The sequence below is a fragment of the Ruegeria sp. BF7 genome (assembly GCF_056538605.1).
The window spans coordinates 140,848-164,684 of record NZ_JBQFTM010000006.1; the positions used below are offsets into that span (position 1 = coordinate 140,848).

26 protein-coding genes are annotated in these 23,837 nt (G+C 52.7%); 15 read left to right on the forward strand and 11 right to left on the reverse strand.

Annotation, left to right across the window (positions count from 1 at the left end; translation table 11 throughout):
- The first annotated feature begins 45 nt into the window (after positions 1-45).
- Positions 46-816: a hypothetical protein gene (locus ACR0IK_RS14455; protein WP_480641973.1), complete on the forward strand. Its 771-nt coding sequence runs from the start codon at positions 46-48 to the stop codon at positions 814-816.
- Complete coding sequence (locus tag ACR0IK_RS14460) at positions 800-1,336, forward strand: hypothetical protein (RefSeq protein ID WP_480641974.1); 537 nt, start codon at positions 800-802, stop codon at positions 1,334-1,336. Before ACR0IK_RS14455 ends, ACR0IK_RS14460 begins: the two co-directional genes overlap by 17 nt.
- Before the next feature lie 640 nt (positions 1,337-1,976).
- On the opposite strand, the gene ACR0IK_RS14465 is transcribed toward ACR0IK_RS14460, so the two are convergent.
- A complete protein-coding gene (locus ACR0IK_RS14465; RefSeq protein ID WP_480641975.1) occupies positions 1,977-3,890 on the reverse strand; it encodes a DUF3604 domain-containing protein in 1,914 nt (637 codons plus the stop codon).
- A 560-nt stretch (positions 3,891-4,450) separates the two neighbouring features.
- Complete coding sequence (locus ACR0IK_RS14470) at positions 4,451-4,684, reverse strand: hypothetical protein (RefSeq protein ID WP_480641976.1); 234 nt, start codon at positions 4,682-4,684, stop codon at positions 4,451-4,453.
- A gap of 474 nt (positions 4,685-5,158) precedes the next feature.
- Between ACR0IK_RS14470 and ACR0IK_RS14475 the strand changes: the two genes are divergently transcribed.
- Both ACR0IK_RS14475 and ACR0IK_RS14480 read left to right on the forward strand, forming a co-directional pair.
- Positions 5,159-6,562: a sensor histidine kinase gene (locus tag ACR0IK_RS14475; RefSeq protein ID WP_480641977.1), complete on the forward strand. Its 1,404-nt coding sequence runs from the start codon at positions 5,159-5,161 to the stop codon at positions 6,560-6,562.
- Positions 6,559-7,206, forward strand: a complete 648-nt coding sequence (locus ACR0IK_RS14480) for a response regulator (RefSeq protein ID WP_480594780.1) — start codon at positions 6,559-6,561, stop codon at positions 7,204-7,206. Before ACR0IK_RS14475 ends, ACR0IK_RS14480 begins: the two co-directional genes overlap by 4 nt.
- 75 nt (positions 7,207-7,281) lie before the next feature.
- Here ACR0IK_RS14480 and ACR0IK_RS14485 read toward each other — a convergent pair whose 3' ends face one another.
- From ACR0IK_RS14485 to ACR0IK_RS14500, 4 genes are all read right to left on the reverse strand, one after another.
- Positions 7,282-8,103 (reverse strand): hypothetical protein, encoded by an 822-nt coding sequence (locus ACR0IK_RS14485; protein ID WP_480641978.1) that lies wholly within the window; start codon positions 8,101-8,103, stop codon positions 7,282-7,284.
- Positions 8,104-8,262: 159 nt separating this feature from the next.
- Positions 8,263-9,144, reverse strand: a complete 882-nt coding sequence (locus ACR0IK_RS14490) for a cation diffusion facilitator family transporter (protein ID WP_480641979.1) — start codon at positions 9,142-9,144, stop codon at positions 8,263-8,265.
- 165 nt (positions 9,145-9,309) lie between these two features.
- Positions 9,310-10,218, reverse strand: a complete 909-nt coding sequence (locus tag ACR0IK_RS14495) for a c-type cytochrome (protein ID WP_480641980.1) — start codon at positions 10,216-10,218, stop codon at positions 9,310-9,312.
- 13 nt (positions 10,219-10,231) lie between these two features.
- Positions 10,232-10,699 carry a c-type cytochrome gene (locus ACR0IK_RS14500; RefSeq protein ID WP_480641981.1) on the reverse strand — a complete coding sequence of 156 codons (468 nt, stop codon included), beginning with the start codon at positions 10,697-10,699 and terminating at the stop codon, positions 10,232-10,234.
- A gap of 86 nt (positions 10,700-10,785) precedes the next feature.
- On the opposite strand from ACR0IK_RS14500, the gene ACR0IK_RS14505 reads away from it, so the two are divergent.
- Together ACR0IK_RS14505 and ACR0IK_RS14510 are read left to right on the forward strand one after the other, a co-directional pair.
- The gene (locus ACR0IK_RS14505; protein WP_480641982.1) at positions 10,786-11,631 is read left to right on the forward strand and encodes a LysR family transcriptional regulator; all 846 of its coding nucleotides are present in this window, start codon (positions 10,786-10,788) and stop codon (positions 11,629-11,631) included.
- Between the two features lie 233 nt (positions 11,632-11,864).
- On the forward strand, positions 11,865-12,491 hold the full coding sequence (locus tag ACR0IK_RS14510) for a dioxygenase family protein (RefSeq protein WP_480641983.1): 627 nt from the start codon (positions 11,865-11,867) through the stop codon (positions 12,489-12,491).
- A 121-nt stretch (positions 12,492-12,612) separates the two neighbouring features.
- Here ACR0IK_RS14510 and ACR0IK_RS14515 read toward each other — a convergent pair whose 3' ends face one another.
- Positions 12,613-13,740, reverse strand: a complete 1,128-nt coding sequence (locus ACR0IK_RS14515) for a linear amide C-N hydrolase (RefSeq protein WP_480641984.1) — start codon at positions 13,738-13,740, stop codon at positions 12,613-12,615.
- Positions 13,741-14,084: 344 nt separating this feature from the next.
- Here ACR0IK_RS14515 and ACR0IK_RS14520 point away from each other — a divergent pair, with 344 nt between their 5' ends.
- Positions 14,085-14,978, forward strand: a complete 894-nt coding sequence (locus tag ACR0IK_RS14520; protein ID WP_480641985.1) for an ankyrin repeat domain-containing protein — start codon at positions 14,085-14,087, stop codon at positions 14,976-14,978.
- A gap of 509 nt (positions 14,979-15,487) precedes the next feature.
- Here the strand turns inward: ACR0IK_RS14520 and ACR0IK_RS14525 are convergent.
- Positions 15,488-16,375 (reverse strand): LysR family transcriptional regulator, encoded by an 888-nt coding sequence (locus tag ACR0IK_RS14525; protein WP_480594771.1) that lies wholly within the window; start codon positions 16,373-16,375, stop codon positions 15,488-15,490.
- 104 nt (positions 16,376-16,479) lie between these two features.
- Between ACR0IK_RS14525 and ACR0IK_RS14530 the strand changes: the two genes are divergently transcribed.
- From ACR0IK_RS14530 to ACR0IK_RS14565, 8 genes are all read left to right on the forward strand, one after another.
- The gene (locus tag ACR0IK_RS14530) at positions 16,480-16,770 is read left to right on the forward strand and encodes a putative quinol monooxygenase (protein WP_480641986.1); all 291 of its coding nucleotides are present in this window, start codon (positions 16,480-16,482) and stop codon (positions 16,768-16,770) included.
- Positions 16,767-17,810 (forward strand): zinc-binding alcohol dehydrogenase family protein, encoded by a 1,044-nt coding sequence (locus ACR0IK_RS14535; protein ID WP_480641987.1) that lies wholly within the window; start codon positions 16,767-16,769, stop codon positions 17,808-17,810. The genes ACR0IK_RS14530 and ACR0IK_RS14535 overlap by 4 nt, the downstream gene beginning before the upstream one ends.
- Positions 17,811-18,191 carry a VOC family protein gene (locus tag ACR0IK_RS14540; protein ID WP_480594768.1) on the forward strand — a complete coding sequence of 127 codons (381 nt, stop codon included), beginning with the start codon at positions 17,811-17,813 and terminating at the stop codon, positions 18,189-18,191.
- A gap of 144 nt (positions 18,192-18,335) precedes the next feature.
- Complete coding sequence (locus tag ACR0IK_RS14545) at positions 18,336-18,719, forward strand: nuclear transport factor 2 family protein (protein ID WP_480594767.1); 384 nt, start codon at positions 18,336-18,338, stop codon at positions 18,717-18,719.
- Between the two features lie 148 nt (positions 18,720-18,867).
- On the forward strand, positions 18,868-19,371 hold the full coding sequence (locus tag ACR0IK_RS14550; protein ID WP_480641988.1) for an aggregation factor core: 504 nt from the start codon (positions 18,868-18,870) through the stop codon (positions 19,369-19,371).
- A gap of 13 nt (positions 19,372-19,384) precedes the next feature.
- A complete protein-coding gene (locus ACR0IK_RS14555; RefSeq protein ID WP_480641989.1) occupies positions 19,385-19,837 on the forward strand; it encodes a TspO/MBR family protein in 453 nt (150 codons plus the stop codon).
- 11 nt (positions 19,838-19,848) lie between these two features.
- Positions 19,849-20,403, forward strand: a complete 555-nt coding sequence (locus tag ACR0IK_RS14560; protein WP_480594764.1) for a CIA30 family protein — start codon at positions 19,849-19,851, stop codon at positions 20,401-20,403.
- 264 nt (positions 20,404-20,667) lie between these two features.
- Positions 20,668-20,838: a hypothetical protein gene (locus ACR0IK_RS14565; RefSeq protein ID WP_480594763.1), complete on the forward strand. Its 171-nt coding sequence runs from the start codon at positions 20,668-20,670 to the stop codon at positions 20,836-20,838.
- Between the two features lie 83 nt (positions 20,839-20,921).
- On the opposite strand, the gene ACR0IK_RS14570 is transcribed toward ACR0IK_RS14565, so the two are convergent.
- Genes ACR0IK_RS14570 through ACR0IK_RS14580 form a run of 3 tightly spaced genes read right to left on the reverse strand, consistent with a single transcriptional unit; the run spans position 20,922 to position 23,784 of the window.
- The gene (locus tag ACR0IK_RS14570; RefSeq protein WP_480641990.1) at positions 20,922-21,599 is read right to left on the reverse strand and encodes a GntR family transcriptional regulator; all 678 of its coding nucleotides are present in this window, start codon (positions 21,597-21,599) and stop codon (positions 20,922-20,924) included.
- Positions 21,596-22,627: a Gfo/Idh/MocA family protein gene (locus ACR0IK_RS14575; protein ID WP_480641991.1), complete on the reverse strand. Its 1,032-nt coding sequence runs from the start codon at positions 22,625-22,627 to the stop codon at positions 21,596-21,598. The genes ACR0IK_RS14570 and ACR0IK_RS14575 overlap by 4 nt, the downstream gene beginning before the upstream one ends.
- Positions 22,624-23,784 (reverse strand): isocitrate/isopropylmalate dehydrogenase family protein, encoded by a 1,161-nt coding sequence (locus ACR0IK_RS14580; protein ID WP_480641992.1) that lies wholly within the window; start codon positions 23,782-23,784, stop codon positions 22,624-22,626. Before ACR0IK_RS14580 ends, ACR0IK_RS14575 begins: the two co-directional genes overlap by 4 nt.
- Positions 23,785-23,837: the final 53 nt, after the last annotated feature.

A 23,837-nucleotide genomic window follows, 5' to 3' on the forward strand; every position in this document is an offset into this window, starting at 1 on the left:
CTCTGCTGAATGACAGTGCGAACCGCAACACCACGGAGAGAGAAAATGAGTTTCAAGCCGATTTCCATTGGAACGCTAATGATGGCAATGGCGACCACAGCTTCGGCGGAGTGGTCGTTCAGTTCCGGGCCGAATCCCAATGCATTTATTCAGACCGGAAACATGACGCTGGAGCTTCAGTGTAACCGTATCCGCTTTGCTCCGGCTGGATACGAGGACAGCCAGGATATTATGGACAAGCAGGGGCTGTCTATTCGGTTTTTGAAGAACGGCACCACCGAGGTTGGGGCATTTCAGGTTGGCGTGGAAAACGCGGCCTTGCAGATCGTCGACAATTATCCCGTCGAGGTCAGTTTCAATAGTCAGCAGGACTATGGTTTTGTACTGGACCAGCTTGCGGCCAATGCGGCGGTCAATCTCTCGATGATTGATCAAGATGTCAGCTATGGAATCTTTGACTTAAAAGGTTCCGGCGCGGCAATTCGGTCCCTTCGTTCCGCGTGCGATTCAGATGCTGGTCAGGGGGTCTCCTACGAAGCACCCGAAGGAATCGTCTATTGTGGTGGCGGAGCGATAAAACGCGTGATCGAACCCGTAATTTTGGACAACCCGGAGGGAGAGTGGGACGCGCGAGTAACGGTCAACGGCGAGTCGATCAGAGCCATGACGGCCTACAGTTACTTCGGAAACTCTGAGCCGCCGGCCGGATTTGTCGTCGCCCTGCTTGGGGAAGACAGGTCCGAGTTTCTGATTTTTAGCGAAGGCTCGGCAAACTGGCTGGAGTACGGGGACTACAGGTATGATCAATGCAATTGATGCCGCTTTCCAACCGGCTTCCCAAATAGTGGGTCAATTGAAAGGTTTGGTTTCCGGGATTGTGCTGGTTTCGGGTCTAGTGTGGACCTCACCGGCTGTCGCGGTTGATGTTTCGCAACTTCCGTCCGGTTTGCAGGCGAAGGTTTATCTGGCGGAACAGGCCTGTGCGTCGTTCAACGACGGTCAGTTTGACTTAGACTGGGGCGCGGTTGAAAGGGTCGATCTCGACGGAGATCTACAACGCGACTGGGTTCTGAATGAGTCTGGATTTGCGTGTTCGAGCGCCGCATCTCTTTATTGCGGAACTGGCGGATGTATGTCGCACTTTTGGGTTAGCGAAGAGGCGCACTCCTTGCTCAACCAAGGCTGGACGGTCGTTGACTTTGGGCGTCAACGCATTGTCCTTGCCGACGTCCACGGATCCAATTGCGGCGGAATAAACCCAACCCCTTGCGTCACAGCCAGTGTTTGGGATGCGGAAACCAAGACGTGGCGCTCGTCTGCTGGCGATTGGGAGTAAGTTGCATTTAGGCACTGCAGGTAAGCCTGAGAGCCAGTTTGTTCGATGAGTTCCCTGTAGCCTGCAAACTTGTGGGGAATTCGTGCAAATTTATGCGCAAATACCGCGCAGAGTTATGGGCAAAGTTTCAAGATTTTCTTTAATGAAATCAATGTCAGAAATGCAGCGTTATGAGCGCACCTACACCCATTGTAGGTTTGCGCATAACACTTCGCGCACCCCATAAGTTTGCGTAGTTTGCCCATAGTTTTGCGCTGCGCGTTTGTCTGCCCTAGCGGTGAGTTCAATCAGTTTTTTGCGTAGTCGTAGCGGTTATGGTCCTTTGCGTTGCTCAATCCCGCAAAGGGCCTCCCTAAGGAACGTTGGGTTCCATGCGGCCTTTTTGCTCGGATACTCGCGAAGGTATGTGATGGGCAGTAAGCTGACTTTGCAAAGTATAGCGTGCGGCCGATTGCGGCCATTGCCGACATTACCAGCGAGAAGACACGGTAGCACCAGAACGGGCATTTGATTAGTCCTCCAACTGAGCCAGAAGGCGTCCTCACGCTTTGAAGGCTATCGAGCCTTTGGAGTTGGTTCCCAAAGTGTTCCGTGGGAACCGAAATTGATCAAGACCTGCTTTGTCGCAATACTAGTTTCACTATTCGGCGCTGAACCAAATCGGCGATGTGTAAGCACGGTCTTGGACTTCTGCGGGAACCGCCTCGGGCAGCGGGATATCGTAGAAAGCTGCGTCTATGGTCGTCCATCGCGGCTTTGGAATTTCGATCACTCTCACATAGTAAAACGCGTTGTTGTTCGGGTCAAAATCTGGGTCTTGCCAATAGCCGGCGAGTCCCACGGAACCGATTGAGTTGCTGTATGTAGCGTTTTCAACGTCCACCGTCGAGCCTACCGGTTCGCGTGCGCGGCCATCCACTCCGATCTCTCGGTCACCCGAAACCGCTACGTCAAAAATTCGTTCATGGGTCTCGCCATTCTCGTCGATCCAGCCTTTGATGATTTGAACACGGTCGAGGTTTGCTCCATCCGGGTCGCGTAACGCACGGATCAAGAAGCTGGGAGAAACCCCATCAGGCGCGTTCTTCAGGTCTCCGCCCATGGGTACGCCATTCTGGTATCCGTTAGAAACAAAGTCCGAAGCATAGAGATCATCGGCATCAAAATCCCAGCCCCCAAAGACACGAACTCGCATTCTGGGCCCTGTCGTAGCGTAGGCCTCCTTGCGCTTGATAGCGCCGTGGACTTCTTCGCGAGTATTTTCGCGTGCCCAAACAGCAGTAAGGCCCGCAGCCGACTCTTGCGCCGTAAGGATACGCAATGCCGGGTCTTCGGCCGGGATTACGTCGAAGTTGTGGCGGTTCGCCGAGGGCTCCGTGTGTTGGTACTTTCCGAAGTAATTGTCTTCCCGCGTGGTCGGAAGTGCGGTGTGCGTGTCTGTGGTCCCGTAGAATCCGAACTTGAACGGGTTTACGCCTGTCTCCCGCTGAACCTCAAGACCGACCTTCAAAGCAGAGCGTCCATATTCGTAGCGCAGCATTTCGGGGGTCTTTGCGACGGTGCCCGAGATGTTTGCTACGTCCCAGGTTTCGAAATCTGCAAACTCGTCCTCAGGTGATAAGAAGGGGTGCGTTTCTTCATCCCCCTTGATCTGGGTGACCTCGTGCATCGGCTCCCAACGAACGCGTTTGGCGGCGTATTCTGCATCCATTGGTGTGCCGTCAAACTTAGTGGGTGCGAACATTATTCCGTTGGATATATTTCCGTTATGTGGAACGGACACTGCGCTTCCGCCCGTCACTTCTTCATAGGCAGCCAGATAATCCCACAGGGGTTCGGGATCTTCGCTTTCAAAATAGGTAAATGGGCGGGTGCGACTGGTCTTATCGGCACCGTCTCCGAAGACCACCACTCGGTGGAGATTGTTACCTCGCGGAGTTGATGTCCACTCGTATCCAGCCAACGATGTGAACACACCGGGTTCGTAGTATTCGTCGACTGTTTCCACGATTTGTTGCCAGAGGTCGCCATCCAAATCCAACCCAGCGGTCGGGTCTCGCCCTTCGATTGATGCGATTTCGATGATATCAGCAAAAGCCTCCATCCGACCTTCCTGCCCGGAATTGAACCTTTCATAGGTCAGGCGACCCCACTCATCAGCCAAAAGCCGAGGGTCAGCTGCACGAACGGCGGTCGCAAGCCCCAGCATTTCTGCGTGTTCAGTAATCGCGAGGAAATCGAGCGGCCTAACGAGTTGTACTGGCTGCCCGGTGTTTGAGGTTATCCTTTCACCTCGGGCCACGCGGAAGGCGTCGTGGATGTTCAAAGAGGTCCCAACAAGCCCTGCGTCGAATGAGATTTCAGTGTGGAAGTGAAGATCGCCAAAGAAAACCTGATCAGGATAAGATCGGCCAACAAACGGAGAGTAGGTCTGTGCAGGGACCACAGTATCTGGAGGTACTTCGCCCTCAAAGCCAACTGCTTGCGTTCCCAATGAAAGCGCTAAGGCGGTTGTAGCATGCAACAAAACCGTGAGTTCAAAATGAGTTCTCATGACAGCCCCCCAGACAAAAAAACTGAAGCAGCAGTGTACGAAAAGACATGCAAAAAATCAAATATTCAAGTGATTGGGGTCCACCGTCCCGCATCCGCGCTCGCGGGCGTGTTTAAGGTCGAATTTGTTGGTCTGCTTTGTGCTGCTAGCGGCCTATCGCGCACATTTCAGAAAACGGCAACGCTGGCCTTGTCTAGACCTGCTTTGGCGCGAGTTTGTGCCACTCATCAGCGCTCATGAATTTCGCGTTAGCCCATCCTCTGAGACGAACTGAGCTGCTTTGACGAGAAGAAAGGCCACCGTGATGGCGTCTACCTCGCAGTGTTTCTCGAATTCTTCGGTAGTTTCATTGGGCCCTTCTTCTGACATTCCCATTCCCTCTGTATCTGAAAATTTCGGGCAATTGGCTAACTTTGCGGAATACTTCATCGCCTTGGGAAAGCCAGTTCTCGGGTGTGTGAGCGCTTCTTCAGGAGAGCTCTAATTCTGCAAACATCCTCGTCCTTTCATGGAAGTAGTTTGCAAAGATGGGAATGAAGGGAGACCAGCTCCGATACTCCTCATTGTTCGTTTTGCAGGGTGTCATCTGGTGAAACAGTCTGCTCATTGTCAGATGTTGCTTCAATCTCCCGAAATGCCAACTCGGCGATCTTTCGAACCAGATACCAAACGCTGCCGCGGCGTGTGTGCCCCTTGATCCAGCCGGTCACATCCTTAGCCGGGATGTCGAGATGTGGGGCTTCATCTTCAAGAACTCGGACCTTGTTGTCAGAGATATTCGCAAGTCCGGACATGATTCCAGCTCGGGCTTCCGCGATTGGAGTACGGTTTACAAAAACAACAATTATGGAGCGTTTGCGACTTCGTGGACCAACCACCCGCTGCACCCGAACAACGGCCAGTCGTGAAATCTAGATCAGTGGCAGCCTTGAGCCCATAATACAAAATGCTTTTCGGCACACTAAGGTCTGTGATGCGCAGAAAGCTGACTTTGCAAAGCTAGGCGAAGTGTCTCTCGCAACGAATTTGAGCACACTGAGAAAGAATTCTAACAATCAGCCATCAATGGCGCACCAGGTGTTGGGTGTTTGGTTCGTCCATTTTCAACGCTGGTTGCGTTCGTCGACCGACACAGCCTCAAACGAAAAAGAAGGAAGTCGCTTAAGCTTGGCAACAGGTTAGATGCACAGTTTCCGAGTTCAGGCCAGGTCACGTCAGACCAAGGTCTGTGGTGCGATAGCAGATTGTAGTTCATAGTCGATTTCACGATGAGAGCGAAAGTAACTGACCTGACGATTGGCAATTGGTCGTTGTCGCGAGTGTTTCTTGCGGCCAGTATTTTCGTGATGGGTACTGCTACCGCAATCGTTGGGGTCTGGGTGTCAAATCGAATCCAGAACGCTGTCGTGCAAAACTCCGCAAACTCCGCAGCGCTGTATATGGAAAGCGTAGTATCCCCGCTCAGCCAAGAATTGGCACATGGCGACCGCCTTTCTGAGCAGGCGAGTCTGGCGCTGGACGAGATTTTCATGACTCAGCCAATGCGTGACCGTATTGTCTCCTACAAATTCTGGAAGCAAGGCGGTGTGATTGCGCATGCCTCGGATACAGACATCATTGGAAACCGTTTCAATCCAACGGATGACTTAAGGCGGGCGTGGAGCGGCGATATCTCCGGCTCTTTCGAAGAGCTTGATCACGCCGAGAGCGCCGCCGAGGCGGCATTGGGGATACCATTACTTGAAGTTTACAGCCCTATCCGCGAACTCTGGTCCGGTGAAATCATCGCAGTTGCGGAGTTCTACGAAAGAGCTGATCAGTTGGAGCTAGACATAGCCAAGGCCAGGCGAACAAGTTGGTTGGTCGTCGGTTCCGCATTTCTTGCAAGTACTATTGTTCTGTATTCCATTGTCGCAATTGGCGACAAAACAATTCGACGACAGGGGACGCTTCTTAAACAGCGCCTGAAAGAAAGTGAGAGGATGGCTGAGCAGAATGTCCAGCTGCGGTCGCGTGTTGTCGAGGCGTCGGAAAGATATGCCACGCAAACAGATCGGTTCCTCAAGAATCTTGGTGCCGAGCTACATGATGGTCCTGCGCAATACCTGTCGCTCGCCGCCCTTAGACTGGAGGCGGCGTTTTCCAAAGGTTCCGAACAGCCCAAGGAGGCAGAGGAAATTCAGCAGTCTCTGCAAAAGTCACTGGCTGAAATTCGTGCTATATCGCGAGGACTGTCCGCACCAGATATCGACAGCCTGTCACTCGTCGATGTTGTGAAGAGAGCCGTAGAAGATCACTCGGAACACAGCCCGTTGCGACCCGATATTTCGTTTCAGGGCAGCCGAACTCCAGAGCTGTCATTGTCCGACAAACTATGTGTGTTTCGGTTCCTCCAGGAAACGCTTTCCAACGCCGCGAGATATGCCCCAGCTTCCAAGTGCACAGTTATCTCTGAGGTGCAGAACGACCGCATAGTCATAAAGGTCAAAGACGACGGACCTGGATTTGACAGGTCAGAAGAAACCGCGTTGCGAGACGATGGTGGCCAGGGGCTTATGGGCTTGCGAGATCGGGTCGAGAGTATTGGTGGCAGGTTCGAAGTCGCATCGAGACTGGGCGAAGGCACCACCATTGCTATGACACTGTTATTCAGAAAGATGAGTGCATCATGACAACATCTGTAATTATAGCGGATGATCATCCAATTTTCAGGGATGGATTGCAACGCACGTTGGATGAAGCTGATGGTTTTGAAGTTTTAGCTGCTGGGTCCAGCGCTGAAGAGGCAGTATCGCTGGTCGGCACGCATCAGCCAGACATAGTCATTCTTGACCTGTCGATGCCCGGTGGCGGGATAAGCGCGACACAAAAAATTGCGGCAATGGCAAACCCGCCCTTCATTGCAATCTTGACGGTCTCTGAGAACAGCAGCGATGTCGCGGACGCCTTGGAGGCGGGAGCGATTGGGTACATTGTGAAGGGAGTATCCGCGAGCGAACTAACCGCTTCCTTACGCAGCATCGCCGCAGGTGAAGGGTTCGTTTCTCCGGGCTTGGCGTCGCGTGTACTACTTCAAATCAACACTGACAGCGGCATCTCTAAGAACGGCAGCCTTCTCGATGACCTTACGCATCGTGAGGAAGAAATACTTCGACGTGTGGCCAAAGGTCTGAGTAATCGTGAAATAGCTGACGAGTTAGACCTTCAGGAAAAGACCGTGAAGCACTACATGACGGCAATACTGTCCAAGCTCCACGCGCGAAATCGGGTAGAGGCCGCGCTCATTGCCCATGATGTTTGGAATAAAGGAGGTTAACCGCAGTCTTTTTGACGGAGATGGCGGCCCCTCACCAAAAGAAGCCGCCAACGGATTATTGACTGGAGTTGTTGTTCAGTTGGCAACCGATTGTAACCTCCGGCGATCAGAGGCCGTTGCGTTTCTCTCAACGACTGTCCGGTTGTACGGGTCTTTCAACTCGTAGCGCCCAAACTCGATCTCCTCTTTCCACCCATTGGCATAGTTCACTTCGATATTATTGCCCTGGCGTTCGATTTTCGTGGGTCGACTTCCAGCAGTGCCGCCTTGCCCAGAAGTACGCACGTTGTCGATTGAGATACCATTCGCCAAAGACCGAAGCCTAGAGACGTCAGCACCGGTCGCGGGGCGTTCCTCAACAGTTCGGTTCTGAGCATTCTTTCTCTCATACCGCCCGTTTTCGATCTCCTCCTTGGTTCCGTCCGCGTAACGCACTTCAATGCCGTTAGCGTTTGTTTCGACCTTCGTTATCCCGGCCGAACCCGACGGTTTGCCCCCTGCTTGAGACCGATCCTTCTTTCCGCTGCCTCTATTGGAGCGTTTGGAGTCATCATCATCATCATCGTCGTCGCGACCACTTTTTCCTGACCCCGAATTGTCGTCACGGTCATCATCTCTGTCGTCGTCGCCATCATCGTCTCTATCATCATCGCGGTCGCCACCACGGCCGCTATTGCCAGACCCCGAGTTATCATCCCGGTCGTCGTCTCGATCATCATCCCGATCATCGTCACGACCATCCCCGTCCTTCCCCTTGCCGCTTTTGGCAAAGGCATATGACGGTTCAAAATGTAGGCGACCATCAGCATCAAACGCTGGCACATAAGGCGTGGCCGCAATCAACGAAGCCAACGCCGCGGTACTAAAAAGTTGACCCAGCTTTCTTTGAATTTTCATTTTCGCCTCCAATTCTGATCGTCACGCTTCGCGACGTTGGAGACAGGTTACTATTGGTCCGGCTTTCCCACATCGGGCTTTGGTCTGACGAATTTCAAGCCGAACGTCTTAGCCAGATCAGTCAAACCGATAGTGTTTTTGCAGTGCTAATTGACAAATTTATTGGGAGTTAACCCCGACACCCTTCAACTCGTCATCAGGTTCGAGGTGAATGACAAAGACGGAACCCGGATACAAACGCTCCAATTCTTCCTCGATGTCATTGCATATATCGTGCGCGGCGCTGACTGGCATTGCGCCGTCCACAACAAGATGAAACTCCACGAAAATGACATTTGCGGATCTACGCCCTTTGAGGTCGTGGTATTCTAATGCTGCGCCGAGGTTTGCTTCGATTGCTTTAGAAATAGCCTGCAAGTCATGGTCCGAAAGGCTCACATCCATCAGGCCATCGACGGATGCCCGAATAACTTTCCATCCCTCCCACAAGATGTTCAGTGCAACAAGAATTGCCAGGATCGGGTCGAGGATTAGCCAGCCAGTGACAAGTGCAAGTATCAGTCCCGCGACGACACCAACTGAAGTCATGACATCTGTGAAAATGTGCCTGGAGCTTGCCTCCAATGCAGGCGAACCCTCGCGCCTGCCGATTTTGAGCAATAGGTAGGCCCATGCGCCATTCACGCCCGTTGCAATGACATTGACGGCGATTCCAAGAAGTGGCGCATCCTCAAGATGCGGGTTTGGGAGAGCCAGCACAGCTTCTCTGATGATCAAGAACGCCGCCAGCACAATGAGTACGCCCTCGACGACAGCAGAAAGATACTCAGCTTTTTTGTGACCAAAGGGGTGGTTTTCATCAGGGGGCTTGTTTGCAACCCGAATTGCGAAATACGCCAGCAGCGCCGCAACGACATTCACGGTTGATTCCATCGCGTCTGACAACAATGCCACCGAGCCTGTCAGCCACCAAGCCAGCAGTTTCAGGGTCAGTACCGCAATGGATATTGGAATAGACCAAAGAGCGATTTTTTGTGTCATTTGGCCACGACCTTCAATCAGTTATGAACAGACACTCGGGCGATTGCAAAGTTCCGGTGTTCAAAACGTAAAACAGTTGTTTGGTAAAAAGGAAATAGGCCTTACGGCTTCCTATTTGCGACCGGCGACAGCATTTGGTTTTCGCTGCATGGCGCCAAACGACTGTTACTCCGATGGCAGCCCTGTCGATAACGCAGGTACAGTTTTGAGATAGGCAGCAATCGCCAAACGGTCCTCATCCGTGAGGCGGGATGTGTTCTCGATAACATCTACCATCTCACCACCTGCACTGTCATAATCCGGTGTGAAACCGGATTTTAGGTACTCGGCAATGTCAGCCTCGGACCAATCAAGCTGGTCTGAGGTCAGGCCGGGAATGCGACCTTTACCGTTTGGATTTGGAGCACCTGTAAGCCAGATATCGCGTTTCAGACCCCCTAAGCCGTTGCGCGGCGTATGGCATTCAGCGCAGTGGCCAAGGGCCTCCACCAAATACCGTCCATGTCTTTGTTGGTCGGTCAGATCACCTTCGATCACCCAGCCGGGCGACATGAACAAAAGCTTCCATCCACCCAAGCCGCGTCGAACGTTGAAGGGAAAGCCAACTTCATGGGCTGCGCTTTGGTCTGGTGACGCTGGAAGAGTGCCGAGGAACGCATGGAGCGAAACAACGTCCTCGGCCGACATGTGGGCGTAAGATGAATATGGGAAGGCTGGAAAATAGTGCTGCCCTTCGGGTCCGGTTCCATGTATCAGAGCATTGGCAAGATCCAGGGCAGACCAGGACCCAATACCAGCGTCCGGGTCACTGGAAATGTTGGGGGCAATGAACGTGCCGAACACCGTCTCAAACCGGCGACCTCCAGAGAGCATGAGCTTTTCTTCGCCAACCGTTTCCGGCGCTGCGTGGCAAGAGGCACATCCCGCTGCGTAGAAAACGACTTCACCTCTGGCGAGATCGGGAGTAATGCCTTCGAGACGAACCTGATCCACTCTTTGCGGTCGGGTCAGCAACAATCCAGCCAACCCAACCAAAAGAGCAGCGAAAGCGGTGAAAAGGAAAAACCGCTTCACAGCTATCTACCAATTAGTCTTTCGGCGCTCTGTACGCTTTGTGACATGCCGAACAGCTTCCACCCAGATCGCCCATCGCTGCTTTCAGGGCATCAACATCTTGTCCAGCTGCGGCCTGCATCGCAACAGCAGCGTCAGCCAAGGCCTGCCCCTTTGCACCAACGTCAAGGAAGTTTTCCCAGATTGCGGGCAAAGCACGTGTCGAGGGATCGGACACATTATCCGATCCCGGAGGCCACATCGCGGATTGGTCGATCTGCGTAAGAACAACAAGGTTATTCGCGGCCTTTGTTGCAGCCTCGGCATCATAGTCGATCTCTCCCTTAGCCATACCGCCAAGCGTACCAAGATTGAAGGCATAGAGCTGCATGATTGAGGTCCGAGCTTTCACAGCCGGATTTTCGCTTTCATGGGCAATGGCTGCGCCAATAACTGCTGCAGACAATAGGCCAGCCGCGACGAACGAGAATTTCTTCATCATGATGCCTCTCACTGTTGAATATGCTTAATTTTAACTTGAACGAATATTATTGTAATTGTTTGTTATTTGCCTTTTCTTGTTAATTTATGAACAACCAAAACTGGGATGATATTCGGTACGCACTAGCCGTAAGCAAATACGGTTCGTTGAACGCGGCGGCGACGGCCACGGGCGTAACGCACGCTACAGTCCTGCGCAGGGTGGCCGCATTCGAAGAGCGCAATGGCTGCGTGATTTTTCATAAAAGCCCGTCAGGATATTCCGTTCTCCCCGAAGCCAGAACAATTCTCTCGGCTATGGAAAATGTGGAAGATGCGGTGCTGTCAGTAGAGAGGGCAATTGTGGGGGCGAACCGCTCTCCAGCAGGTCATGTGCGTATCACGTCCACTGATAGTCTTTGTCAGATGGTTTTGCCTCAGATTGTGAATGAAATCTCCAAAGAGTACCCAAGTTTGGAGCTGACTCTGTTTAGTAGCAACAGTCACCATGATCTATCCCGGCTGACTGCGGATATTGCTGTGCGCCCATCGATAAAACTTGAAGACGGCTTGGTCGGAGAAAGATCAGGCGTATTGTCGTTCGGGGTTTACGATGATGGTTCCCCAAATCAAAAATGGTTGAGGCTTGATGGCGCGTTGAGCCGCTCTCTCCCTGCCAGATGGCTAGAAGAAAACGTGGATGCTGAACAAACGACCAACGGAGCAGACAGTTTTTTGGTGCTTCAGCAGATGGCTGCGTCCGGAGTGGGCAAGACGTTTTTGCCTGAGTTCATTGGTGATGCTGACCCCCGTCTTCATAAGTCAAAAGGCACAAGTCCAGATCTGGTGGTTCCTCTTTGGGTGGTGACATTGGAGGAAATCGCGCAAACACCAAGGTTTGCCGTCGTGCAACGGGCTTTGGTTGAGCGCATAACCATGGCTCTGTCCAATTGAACTCATCAAAAAAGAGCAACCCGTCGCTAATTCGGCAGATCAATATCAGAGGCTTAGCATTTCAAGTGTCGCCGTATTCCTTGCAAGGCAACTATCGCAACTTCCGTTTTTGCCTGCGAGCGGGCATTGAACGCAAGCACGCGAAGGCCCGCTAGTCAGGCTTCGACGTGACGTGCGCAGCATGGTATGTAATTTTTGATGAGTAGGGCATCCCGCAGAGGAAAGGACACGCTATGAAGCCGAATGATAAGTCCCGCCGTAACCTTCTCAGCGGTATTGCAGGGCTAATGGGCATCAGTTCCTTAGGTGCAAAAGCCACTGCGGCTGTGCTTACACCAGGTGCCGCAGAAGGGCCATATTATCCGACGCCGGCCATGCGAACACCTGACATAGATAATGACCTCGTTAAGATCAGAGGGCGTGTTGAAGAAGCCGGTGGCGAAGTCTTTACACTGCGTGGGACGCTGACTGACACCGACGGACAACCCCTTGCCAGGCATCGCATCGAAATCTGGCAATGCGACATGGACGGTAACTATATGCACCCGCGCGACCGTCGCAGTTTTGGCTTTGATCAGGCCTTCCAAGGCTTTGGCCATAACGTAACTGACAACGGCGGGAACTACGTGTTTCGCACAATTAAGCCCACGATCTACCCAGGGCGCACACCACATATTCATGTAAAGGTGTTTGATGGAAATCGCGAGCTGTTGACAACGCAGTTTTACATCAAAGGCCATCCGAACAATTCCCGCGATGGGTTGTTTAACCGTATGTCCGAGGCAGAGGCCAATGCAGTGTCTATGGAATTTGCGCAGGGTGCGACTGGCCTTGAAGCGACAATCAATGTTGTTGTCTAAAGAGGAAGCTTCAGTCCCAAAAGCCGGAATCGCAAAGTCTTGTTGTGAATGTCCGCTTTGGGCTGGCCGCGGTCATCTGACCAAAACACTAGAATGACCGCTGCATGGCCTTCTCGATTGCTCACCTGGCAAAGGCATCCACTTCTGTAACTGATGGTTCGCGGGAAGCATCCAGCGGAACACGTCGGATACCTGCCGAACTGTCTTCAAAATCGATCTTTTTCAGATCAATCATTCGCACGTCTCGGTTCCAAGCCGTGTGGTAGTACATTCTCATGTTCGTAAGGTCAGAAGCTATCGTCCACTGCGTTGCGCTATAGATCAGAGTCTCCAGAGCGTCGGTTGCCGATGAACCCTCCGCAGCGGATGTCGGTACATTGAAGTTGTCCAATATGCGAAAGGCTTCGCGGACAGTATCAAACCCTCCTTCAGTCGGGCGGGCTGTCTGGGTGAAAGCGACAGCGCGTACGAAGCGAGACGGAGGTGTAAAGTCGCCCGGCAAACCGATCATTCCGCTCCCAGCCCCCAAAGGTGCGAACTTGACGCCCTCCAGTTCAATCGAGGGGAGTGCTATCGCCGAAAGGTTTAGGTAGTTGTTGAGGTTAGCAATGTGCCAGTCATAGTTAGGCGCATTTGTAACGACGCCCAGAGGGGCATCAAATATCGTCAGTTCGCCTTCTATGTATTGGATAACAACTGCGTCGCCTCCGGGCTCGGTCACCATATAATGCACAGGTGGCACGATGCCGATCATCGGGTCGACGACAGGTACGACCCGCACATCCGGCAATCCGGTTCGAATTTCATCTATCGAGGAGAATTGGGTCGCAAGGTAAAGTGCAACATCCGTGGAAGACATGGACTTCGAGGCGTCTTCCGGAATGTACTCTTGGTACTCCGTATATCCAGGCAAGTAAAACGTGCCGACCGTTAGCCCTCTCTCGTTCATGATGTCGCCCATGATGAGTTGGCCCATTCCCGAAGTGCCGGCTGCGCCAAATCTCGCGTTCCATTTAATACCATCCCGCCCGTCAGTCATTTTGGTCGCGCTTAGTTCAATGCCCCGTGGAATAACGACAAACTCGGCACCGAGGTCAAATGTGCCCCACTCCATCGTTCGTGCAAAAACGAGCGTGCCGTCTGCGCCCTTTAGAGAAATTCCGGTGCATGCATTGCTTGCGGTCGCACAGATGCAAAGACTTGCAATGACTACGTTTGTGAACCGATTTAAGTAATTCAGTAGGGACATATCTACCTCCCGATACCAATGGACTGTGTGACAACAGTGCCACAACAACTAACCTAGGAAAACAGCACCGCCGCAACTCTTGATCATTGCTAGTTCCCTCGATCTCTGCACTAATTCTCAAAAAAGAAGCTCCGCTTAGGGCTGCCACCAGCCAATTATGATCACTGTTGAGAACGGCAACACTGAGCCCGTAAATTACATTCGTCCGAGCGCAATTAATCGCCAACAGAGTTGTATACCGTTGCTCAAGGCCCGCGTTGTCTGCTGGCTCACCCTAGTTTTGGCGCAGTACGCTCTACGTGTTACACTTCTGCAATCAGAGTCTCTTAAGGGAGGAGGCGACGATGCAATTGCGATTGTTCTGGCGATTTCACTTGCTTTTTTTGGTTGCATTCTTACCCGGCGCAGCTTCGGCTCAGGATTTGGTTTCCTTCGCTATCTCAGGCGACATGCCAGCCCTGAAAGAAGCTCTTCCCGAAGGTTCGCAACAAGACCCGGAAACGTTAGTGAAGCCTCTTTACTTTGCGTCCCAGCGTGGGCAAGCGGAGGTGGTTAACCACCTTTTGTCAGTGGGCGCTGAACCAGATTCTGAGACGGATATGGGCACTGCGTTGGGGGTCGCCGCCCGCAATAACCACACCGAAATTGTCGCGGCACTGTTAGCAGCCGGTGCTGATCCAAACCTTCGCGGAGGTGAATATAAGTCTATGGCGCTCCACCAGGCGGCCGAGCGCGGGTCAATCGAAGCCGCCCGCATGTTGTTAGAAAACGGCGCCGACATTAACGCGCAGGATCGTTTTGGGTGGCCTCCAATTCAGTTTGCGGGGACGAAGGGTCGAACCGAGATGGTCACGTTTTTGAGGGAGATGGGCGCAGGCCCAGTAGCGGTAGACACTCTGAAACCGGGCGAAATTGAAGCGGCCGATCTTGAGGAAGGCCGTCTGTTGGCTTTCGAGTGCGGCGGATGTCATGGCATGACGCCTGGTGAAGTTGGCGCGGGTCAGCATCCTGGCCCCAACCTTGTCGGCGTTGTCGGGAGGGCCAAAGCATCAGTCGAGGGCTTTCCTTATTCTGATGAGATGCAGACCCAGACTGGATACTGGACACCCGATGAATTGAACGTTTTTCTGGCCGATCCATTCAACATCGTTCCCGGAACCGACATGACTCGTGGCAATCAACCTGATCGATCAGCTCGGATCGCCATAATCGCCTATCTCACCCAACTTACACCCTAGCAATGGGTGTACGGCTGCTTTGTTCACGGGCTGGTATTGCCAAGCTCAGTTGGGAATGTCAGCTTCGGACTGCGAGCGCAATTTCTGAGGTCTAGCGAATTTGTTGATCGCTGAGATTTCTGCCTTTGGAGGTCGGTTGGGCCTCTGAGGCTGAAGACACGCAGACACGCCAACAGCTTGTGTTACAACTGCCTAGCTTAGGGGCTTGAAGCCTAGTGCTAACCGGTGCAATTGACATCAAGCGCGGCAGCGCGCTTGGCTTCTTTTTTGAAGAATAGGTATGTCGGCCAGAACTGCAAATGCCATTGACCTCGCTCGCATCCGGGATGGCACCCAGTGTTGAGACCATAGGCCTGCCGCCTTTACGCAACTCCCGCAATCTCAAAGCCAGGAAGTTATCCCAATCTCGCTGCGCTTGTCTTTTTAACTTCAAGCGGGCTTCACCCAGCAAGTCTGCGAACCAGAGCGTGCCTTTTGAAGAGATAGTCTTTGCACAAACGCTCTCTGTCTCAACTCGCATTAAATTTGCGACGCAAATACTCAGTCAAGGCTGTTACGCGCCGAGGTTGGGCCCGGCTGGGTGGAAGCATCATTTGCAAAGGTTTCGGCGGTGGGAGGAACTCGCGCAAGACAGAAACAAGTCTGCCAGATCGAACATCGTCGCCGACGTCAAGTTCCGACTTCAAGACGACCCCATGACCTGCAATCGCCCAATCGCGGATTAGTGAACCATCATTGACTATTCGATTTCCCTTTACCGATACGCGCTTGGCACTTGGTCCTGATCCAAACTCCCAAACATTGTCGATCATGTCTCCAAACCTCATGACCAAGCAGTTGTGGTTTAATAGGTCTTCTGGTTTTTCGGGCGTTCCGAATGAGGCCAGGTAACCCGGGGACGCACATACGAACCGTTGGTAGCTTCCTAGGTTTCGCAATCTGAGCGAGCTGTCTGTGATGTTGCCGAAGCGAACGGCGAGGTCAAAACCCTGGCCAACAAGGTCGACGTAGCCGTCTGAGAGGGACAACTCGATTGAGACGGCAGGGTTATCTTCGGTGAATTCGGCAATAACTTCGGAGACAAAGCTCCGTCCCAAGTCGATAGGCGCGCTTATGCGAATTGGACCAGATAAAGTTTCGGCGCCGTGCCGAACAAGTGTGTCCAGGTCCGCAACCTCGCTAAGTACGCTTTTTGCGCCATCGGCTAGTACCCGGCCTTCTTCGGTCAGGCTAATGGAACGGGTGGTTCGGTTGAATAAAACCACACCGTAATGTGCTTCCAGAGCCGCGAGCCGCTCGGATACTGTCGTGCTCGACATCCCAGTCTCTCGCGCCGCTGCCACAAGGCTGCCTTTCTCGGCGATGGTCAGAAACAAGCGAAGATTGTTTAGAAGCATTAAACGGAATTTCCGGATTATATGTTCATTCCTGCCCTGTTTATCCCGAAAGCACTGCGGCGTAAATCTAGCGCATCGCTCATGAAAACAAGGGACCTATTCCAATGGCCAAGCTGACGATCGTCGCCAACATCAAAGCCAACCCCGACAAGATTGACCTCGTAAAGGCTGAGCTTATCAAGCTCATCGACATAACCCGTGCCGAAGAGGGTTGCATAAATTATGATCTGCATCAGGACAACGACAACCCGGCCCATTTCGTGTTCTACGAAAACTGGGAAAGCCGAGAGCTTTGGCAGACCCACATGGGTGCTCAGCATCTGACTGCGTACCTGGAAGCAACAGAAGGCGCAGTTGCAGAATTCACGTTGAATGAGATGACCATCATCGGTTGATTAAAAACCGGACAAAGGAGCACGTTATGAAAGCCGTGGGATACTGCCAGACAGGATCGATTGATCGGGCGGACGCGTTAATCGATTTCGAGACCGATAAACCTACACCGAAGGGGCACGACTTGTTGGTGAAGGTGCAGGCCGTGTCAGTGAACCCGGTCGATACGAAAATTCGGCAAAAACGTGCTCCTGAAGGCCCGTCACCTGAAATTTTGGGGTGGGACGCCGTAGGGGGCGTCGAGGCCGTTGGCGAATTGGTTAAGACTTTCAGTCCGGGCGATACTGTTTGGTACGCCGGGGCGATCAACCGATCGGGAACCAATGCTGAGTTTCATCTGGTGGATGAGCGTATCGTCGGAGCCGCGCCAAAATCCATAACTGCGACAGCGGCTGCGGCGATGCCGCTCACGACGCTTACTGCGTACGAGATGCTGTTCGACCGCTTGCGAGTCCAAAATGCCGTTTCCGGCGGGTCCAATACGCTGCTGGTCATAGGTGGCGCAGGTGGTGTCGGGTCAATCACCATTCAATTGGCGCGGGCTCTCACTGACTTGACGGTGATTGCCACCGCATCCCGTACCGAGACACAAGAGTGGGTTCGAGAGTTGGGCGCACACCATGTCATCAACCATGCGGAACCATTTGGCACACAGCTTGGGGCTCTCGGTGTCGAAAACGTGGATTTCATCTATTCAACGAACCATTCCCAGCTATATGCGTCTCAGGCTGGAGAGGTGATGACACCCCAAGGTCGTTTTGGGTTGATCGACGATCCTGAGAAATTTGACATCGCGCCGTTCAAACCCAAGTCGATCTCCGTGCATTGGGAGTTCATGTTCACTCGGTCGCTTTTTGGGACTGGAGATATAAACCGTCAAAGCGAAATCCTGAATCAGGTTGCCGGGTTGATAGATGTTGGAAAGATAAGATCCACGGCAACCGAAACACTTGGTAAGATCAATGCAACAAACTTAATGAAAGCGCATGCTATCCTTGAAAGCGGCAAAGCCAAAGGAAAGCTCGTGCTTGAGGGTTTCTAGATGAGAATCGAACGGCTGGATCATGTGAACATCGTGACAACTAAGTTGTCTGACATGGTTACTTGGTATGAAAAGGTCCTGGGTTTGAAACTCGGGGCCCGCCCTGATTTTCCGTTTCCCGGAGCTTGGTTGTATGCAGGTGATCACGCCGTGGTCCACCTTGTGGGTCAGGAAGGAACGCCTAATGTCGGCTCCGAAGTGCAGCTCAAGCTCGAGCATTTTGCGCTCTCAGCCACGGGGTTGGGTGCATTCGAGGAAAAACTGACCTCATGTCAGATCCAGTATCGCAAAACTAACGTCCCGGGGTCCCGCATGGTCCAAATCCATGTGGCCGATCCTGATGGAAATCATATTCATATCGACTTCGAAGAAATCGAGTAAGTGGCAAACCCTCGAAACAGTCGGAACGCAAAACCAAGCTGGTAACTTCTTGCCGATTGGTGATCGAGGTCCTTGCCGGGTTGCTTCCAAAAATTACACGGGCCAACACTTTTGGGCGGTGCAAACGTCGATTTGGAGATCAGCATGCCGGACATCGAAACAAACAAGAAAAACGTCATCGCTTTCTACGAAATGATGTTCAACGAGTGTCGACCTGCCGAGGCCATAGCGACCTTTGTTGGTGAAACCTATACGCAGCACAATCCGCATGTTGGCGACGGCAAGCAAGCGTTTGTCGAATATTTTGAGCGCATGGCCGCCGAATACCCGGGAAAGCGCGTGGACATCAAACGTGCGTTTTCTGAAGACGACCACGTTGTTCTGCATTGCCATCAGATCTGGCCAGATGGTCTCGAGTACGCAGGGATCGATATCTTTCGCCTCGACGCTCAAGGTAAGATTGTCGAACATTGGGACGTTCTTCAGGAAGTCCCCGCGAAGAGCGAGAATGACAATGGTATGTTTTGACCTAATCGATCTAGATATCGATCTAGATACGGAGCATGGAACTTCGAAAGAGCCTGTCTGCTGAACTGTTATAGTCAAAAAGCATAAGTCTGATCCAAGAAACCCGCCGAAGCGTATCTACCAAGTACCTCTCAGCAAGGAGATAAACATGCTCCCAACCTGCGTTTTTGCGGTGACCCTTGGAGTTTTCTCAGCCACCTCGCTTCAAGCCGGAGTTCAAATTCGCTTCATAGAAGGCGCACCCAAGGACCGTTTTGTTCTGACAAATGTCGGAACGTGTGAAGTTGAAGCCTCGACTCTAAAAATTGACTTGTCGCAATCTGCCGGACGTTTGATTTTCGACGTCACCGATAAAGGCGCGGGCGTGAAGGTCTTCCAACCTCTTGAATTCGTTGAGGGCGCTGATGCACTGCGTCAATTTCCTTCGGTTGTGGACGGGCAAAATACAATTGAGCTTGAGATCGCTTCCCTCGCGGCCGGGGACAGACTAGCCTTTACCATCGATGTAGATGACACCATCGGGCAACGCGAAATCACTGTAACAGGGTCGGAGATCGAAGGCGCCACGGTGTCATATGCCGATGCGGATGAAACCGGTATTGCGACCTTCACTTCCGAAGCGCTTGTCAACGTGACGACCAAGGACTGCTGAAAGCCGACCCACAATGTCGAATTCGTTGATCCGCATAGCATTTCTTGCGCTCATGTTGGGAGGTGGCGTCCTGATCGGGACACTGACCGCACCTGGCGATTGGTATGCGCAGCTTTCTAAACCTGCTTTCAATCCACCAAATAGGATTTTTGCCCCGGTTTGGACGGTGCTTTATGTGTTGATCGCCATGGCGGGTTGGCGCCAGTTTGAAGCAGACAGAAGCTCGACCGCCATGAAGCTGTGGTGGGCGCAGATGGGTCTGAACTTTTTGTGGTCTCCAACCTTTTTCGTACTGCAACTGCCATGGTTGGCCCTTGTGGTCATTGTCGCGTTGCTGATTGTCATCGTCGTGTTCATCGCTCGGGTCAGGAATTCAGATCGGGTTTCCGCACTGACCTTCCTGCCGTACTTTGTGTGGGTCGCATTCGCCACGGCCTTGAACCTTTCTATTGCGATACTGAACTGAGAAAGAACAATATGCTTGGAAACTTCGTTGGGCTTGTTTCAGGTGTTGTTTTTATCGGATCTACAATGGCACAGGCTGATGGAAAGCTTGCTGAGAACTTCTCCAAATCTCCGGAGACGCGTTGGGACTACGTTGCGGACACTGTCATGGGAGGAGTTTCTTCAGGGCAAGTGCAGTTTAGTTCGGAAGGTGATGTTGCATTCGCGCGGTTGACCGGAACCGTCAGTACAGAAAACAACGGCGGTTTCATCCAGTTCCGACGCAAGTTGCCTGATCGGCCAGATGCAGGTGTATCGGGCGTCAGGCTGTTGGTGCGGGGCAACGGCGGACAATACTTTGTTCACCTCAGGACGCGTGGCACGGTGCTTCCGTGGCAATACTATCAGGCCGAGTTCGCAACGTCTGACGAATGGACCGAAGTCCATTTACCTCTGTCAGGCTTCAAGGCTTCAGGTGCCATGTTGCGCGCTATTCCCGTTGCTGACGAAATCACCTCAGTTGGAGTTGTAGCCTACGGGCGCGATCACGAAGCCCGTGTAGATGTCAGCGAGATTGGTTTTTACTGAAGGTCGACCAAGCGAGGGGCTGCAACCTTCAAATAGGTCTGCTTGACGCCGTGTGAGATCGAAATGTGCCAATGCCTGAACGCAGAGGCGCTGTTTCTTCATTTTGGGTTCTGAAAATGCCTTTTCTGAGCGAACGTTCAGAGCGTGCTGCTTTCTGAAGAGACAACTCTTCTGTCAGTCTTCCATTAACGTAACTTAATCAAACCAAAGTACTTTCAGCCAAAAACAACTCCCACATGACGCTCATCTAAAGGAGTGAGTATCATGAAGAGGATTGCAGCTTTGGGCCTTGTTGCCCTGACTCTGTCATTTATCGGCACTGGTGTGTTTGCGGAGTGTTACTTTGGGAACGATGCGGTAACCGGGATGGAGATGATCATCTGTGAGACAGATGGCGGCTTTTCCAGCTGGGGTACAATGATCGCTGAAGCTTGAGCGTTTTCAACGAAAATTCCGGACGCCAAGAAGGTCGAAAACAAGCAGTTATTCTAGTCGGTTGAAGACCGGACACGAGAGGGTCAGAGACTGTTAAGTCGATGCTTTTCGAGAATCCCGCAAAGCATGGCCTTGGCTTGCAGCCTGTGCTCTCGATGACGTTCACGGGCGATATCCGGTCGACCTTCACTAATCGCTTGGAAAACGACGCGGTGATCTTCATTGGATTTGACGGGTAGGGGTCTGATGAACAACGTCGTTGCGCGCGCGCGCCGCACCTGGTCGCTCATCATGGCGACAATCGCTTCGACCCGTTTGTTGCCGCCCAAGCGAACGAGCTCCTGATGAAACAACTCATCGGCCTCCGCCCAGGCTTCCAGGTCTTCGGTTTCGATGGCGTGATCCATTTTTGCGATTGACCCAGCAAGTACCGCCAATTCATCTTCTGAATAACCAACTTCGGCGGCGCGCTGTGCTGCGAGACTCTCGAGTTCCGTCAATATGTCGTAAATTTCGCGCATATCGTCCGATGAAACAGGCAGTATTCGCACGCCTTTGCGGGGCCGCATTTCCAGCAACCCTTTACTCTCCAACATCAGCGCAGCTTCCCGTATCGGGGTGCGGGACATACCCAGAGTTTCGGCGAGTTCCGACTCCAGATGGTCAGTCCCGGCTGCAAGTTCGCCGGACAGAATCATCCGCCGCAAGTCCCTTGCAGCGCGCTGTGTATTGGAAAGAGTTTTGGTGTCCTGATCCTTCACGGTGTCTCCAGCTTTACCTTTCGTCCCTCCGCAGCCGAATGATAGATTTTCTCTTCGATGCGGATCACGTCCAAATAATCTCGGGCCGTGTTTTCCAGCGGCGTGCCCCGTAGAAGGCCTGAAACAACGTGACTTTGCAAGGCGTGGACGCAATCTCCGCCAAATCCATCATGATCGCTCGGAGGTAGAATTTGTTGTCGATCCTGTTTTCCAAAAGCGCGGAGTTCTACTGAACCGTCGCCGTTAAGAACCAGTGATCCTTCCGTTCCTTCGATGAGAGCTTCGCCCATGGTTTGACGCAGGTTTTCGGCACTGTGGTCCAGGCACCTGTTTCCATCAAACAGAGCCCTCAGACCGTTGGGATGGTCAAACAATATGTAACCTGCATCCTCGCCCGTGATAACGGGATTAACTTGGCGCAAGTCCGCGTAAACCGCGCTGGGCGCATCGAACAAAAATCGGAACGTGTCTATCCAGTGAACCGCTGTTTCATGAACAAGGAACCGCGGCATTTCCTGAAAGTACGGCTGCCGGTCAAGATAGGCGCGTGGCCCCTGTCCGTCGCCGGGCCGAAGTCGGAAAGTAGCTTGGAGGGGCGTTCCAATTCGACCCTCGGTCATCGCCTCTTTGATTGAGCGATACCAGGGCTGAAAGCGAAAATTCTCGTGCACAACGATAGTTGTACCTATCGCTTCAGCCTCGGAGGCGATCTTTTCAGCTTCATCCAAAGACAAGCAGAATGGCTTTTGGCAGATCAACCATTTTATTCCAGAGCGCAGTGCCGTTCGGATGGCGTCGGCCTGCGCTACAGGTGGAAGGATGATGTCCACGAGATCCGGTTTTTCCGCCTCCAGCATTATTGACAGATCATCGTAAGCGGCCAGCCCTGTTTCTTTCGCCTTTCTGATGTCCCGGTTACAGGATGCAACCGGGACAGCGCCGGGCATTCGAGACCAGCTGTCGTAGTGGAACTTGCTGAAATAACCTGCGCCCACACACGCGACCCTGATGGCTTGTTGAGTATTCATGCCTGCAATGCTTCCATTACTGATGAGGCTGCGGCCTGCGTTCCTGCGGTGCCACCTAAGTCCCGCGTCAGGTTGTGGCCGTTTGTCGTCACTCTTTCCACGGCTTCGCGCAATCGTGCACCGTCGCAGGACAGTTCTGGGTGATCATGGGTCAAACCTAACCACTCAAGCATCATTGCCGCGGAGAGGATCATAGCAAAGGGGTTGGCAATACCTTGTCCAGCAATGTCCGGAGCGGAGCCGTGGCAGGGTTGGAACACAGCGTGGTTCAATCCTATATCCGCTGACGGAGCCAACCCAAGACCGCCCATGAGACCTGCGCCAAGGTCGGAGAGGATGTCTCCGAACATGTTCTCGGTCACCAAGACATCAAACTCCCAGGGCTTTTGCACCATCCATAGAGCGGTAGCGTCTACATAGGCATGATCTGCCTGCAAATCGCGGTGGCGGCTGGCCTCAGCGTCAAACATCGATCTGAAGAATGCAAATGCTCTGAATACATTGGCCTTGTCGACACAGGTGACCCGCCCCTGGCCACGGCCGGTTGCCTTGCGGTTTCGGGCGAGTTCAAATGCGAAGCGGAACAGCTTTTCGGACACCTCACGAGTGATAAGCAGAGTCTCACGTGCTTCGTGCTCGGTGACTTCCCCAGCGCCTTGAGTGAAGAACAGCCCTTCTGTGCTTTCGCGAATCAAGACGAAGTCGATCTCTTTTCCGTTGGGGAGCGACAAAGGAGTCGATTGCCCCTTGTTTACTTTTACCGGGCGTACGCCAGCAAATAGGCCAAGCCGCTTTCGCAGGTCAATCTGTGGTGAAATTTCGGTTCCGTCAGGGTAGCGCACATCCGGTAAACCCATTGCCGACAGCAGTATCGCGTCAGCCTTACGTGCCGTTTCAAGTGATCCCGCTGGAAACGATTCTCCGGTTTCTGCGTAGTGAGAGGCGCCTGCTGGCGCGTCCGTAAACGCTAGCTCGTAGCTGGGATTGTTGCCTGAAAGCTGGCGCAGAATTTCAAGCGTAGGGGCCATGATTTCAGGGCCGATTCCGTCCCCGTGAAACACTGCCACATTGTAATTCTTTTTCATTTTAGCCCGCTTCCTTCCCGTTACGCATTCATAGCGCGATGGCTGTTTTCGTACACTCCGTTGACAATGCATTATTTAATGTATACGCAAATAAATGCAATAATAAACGCGAAGTTGTTTTGGGA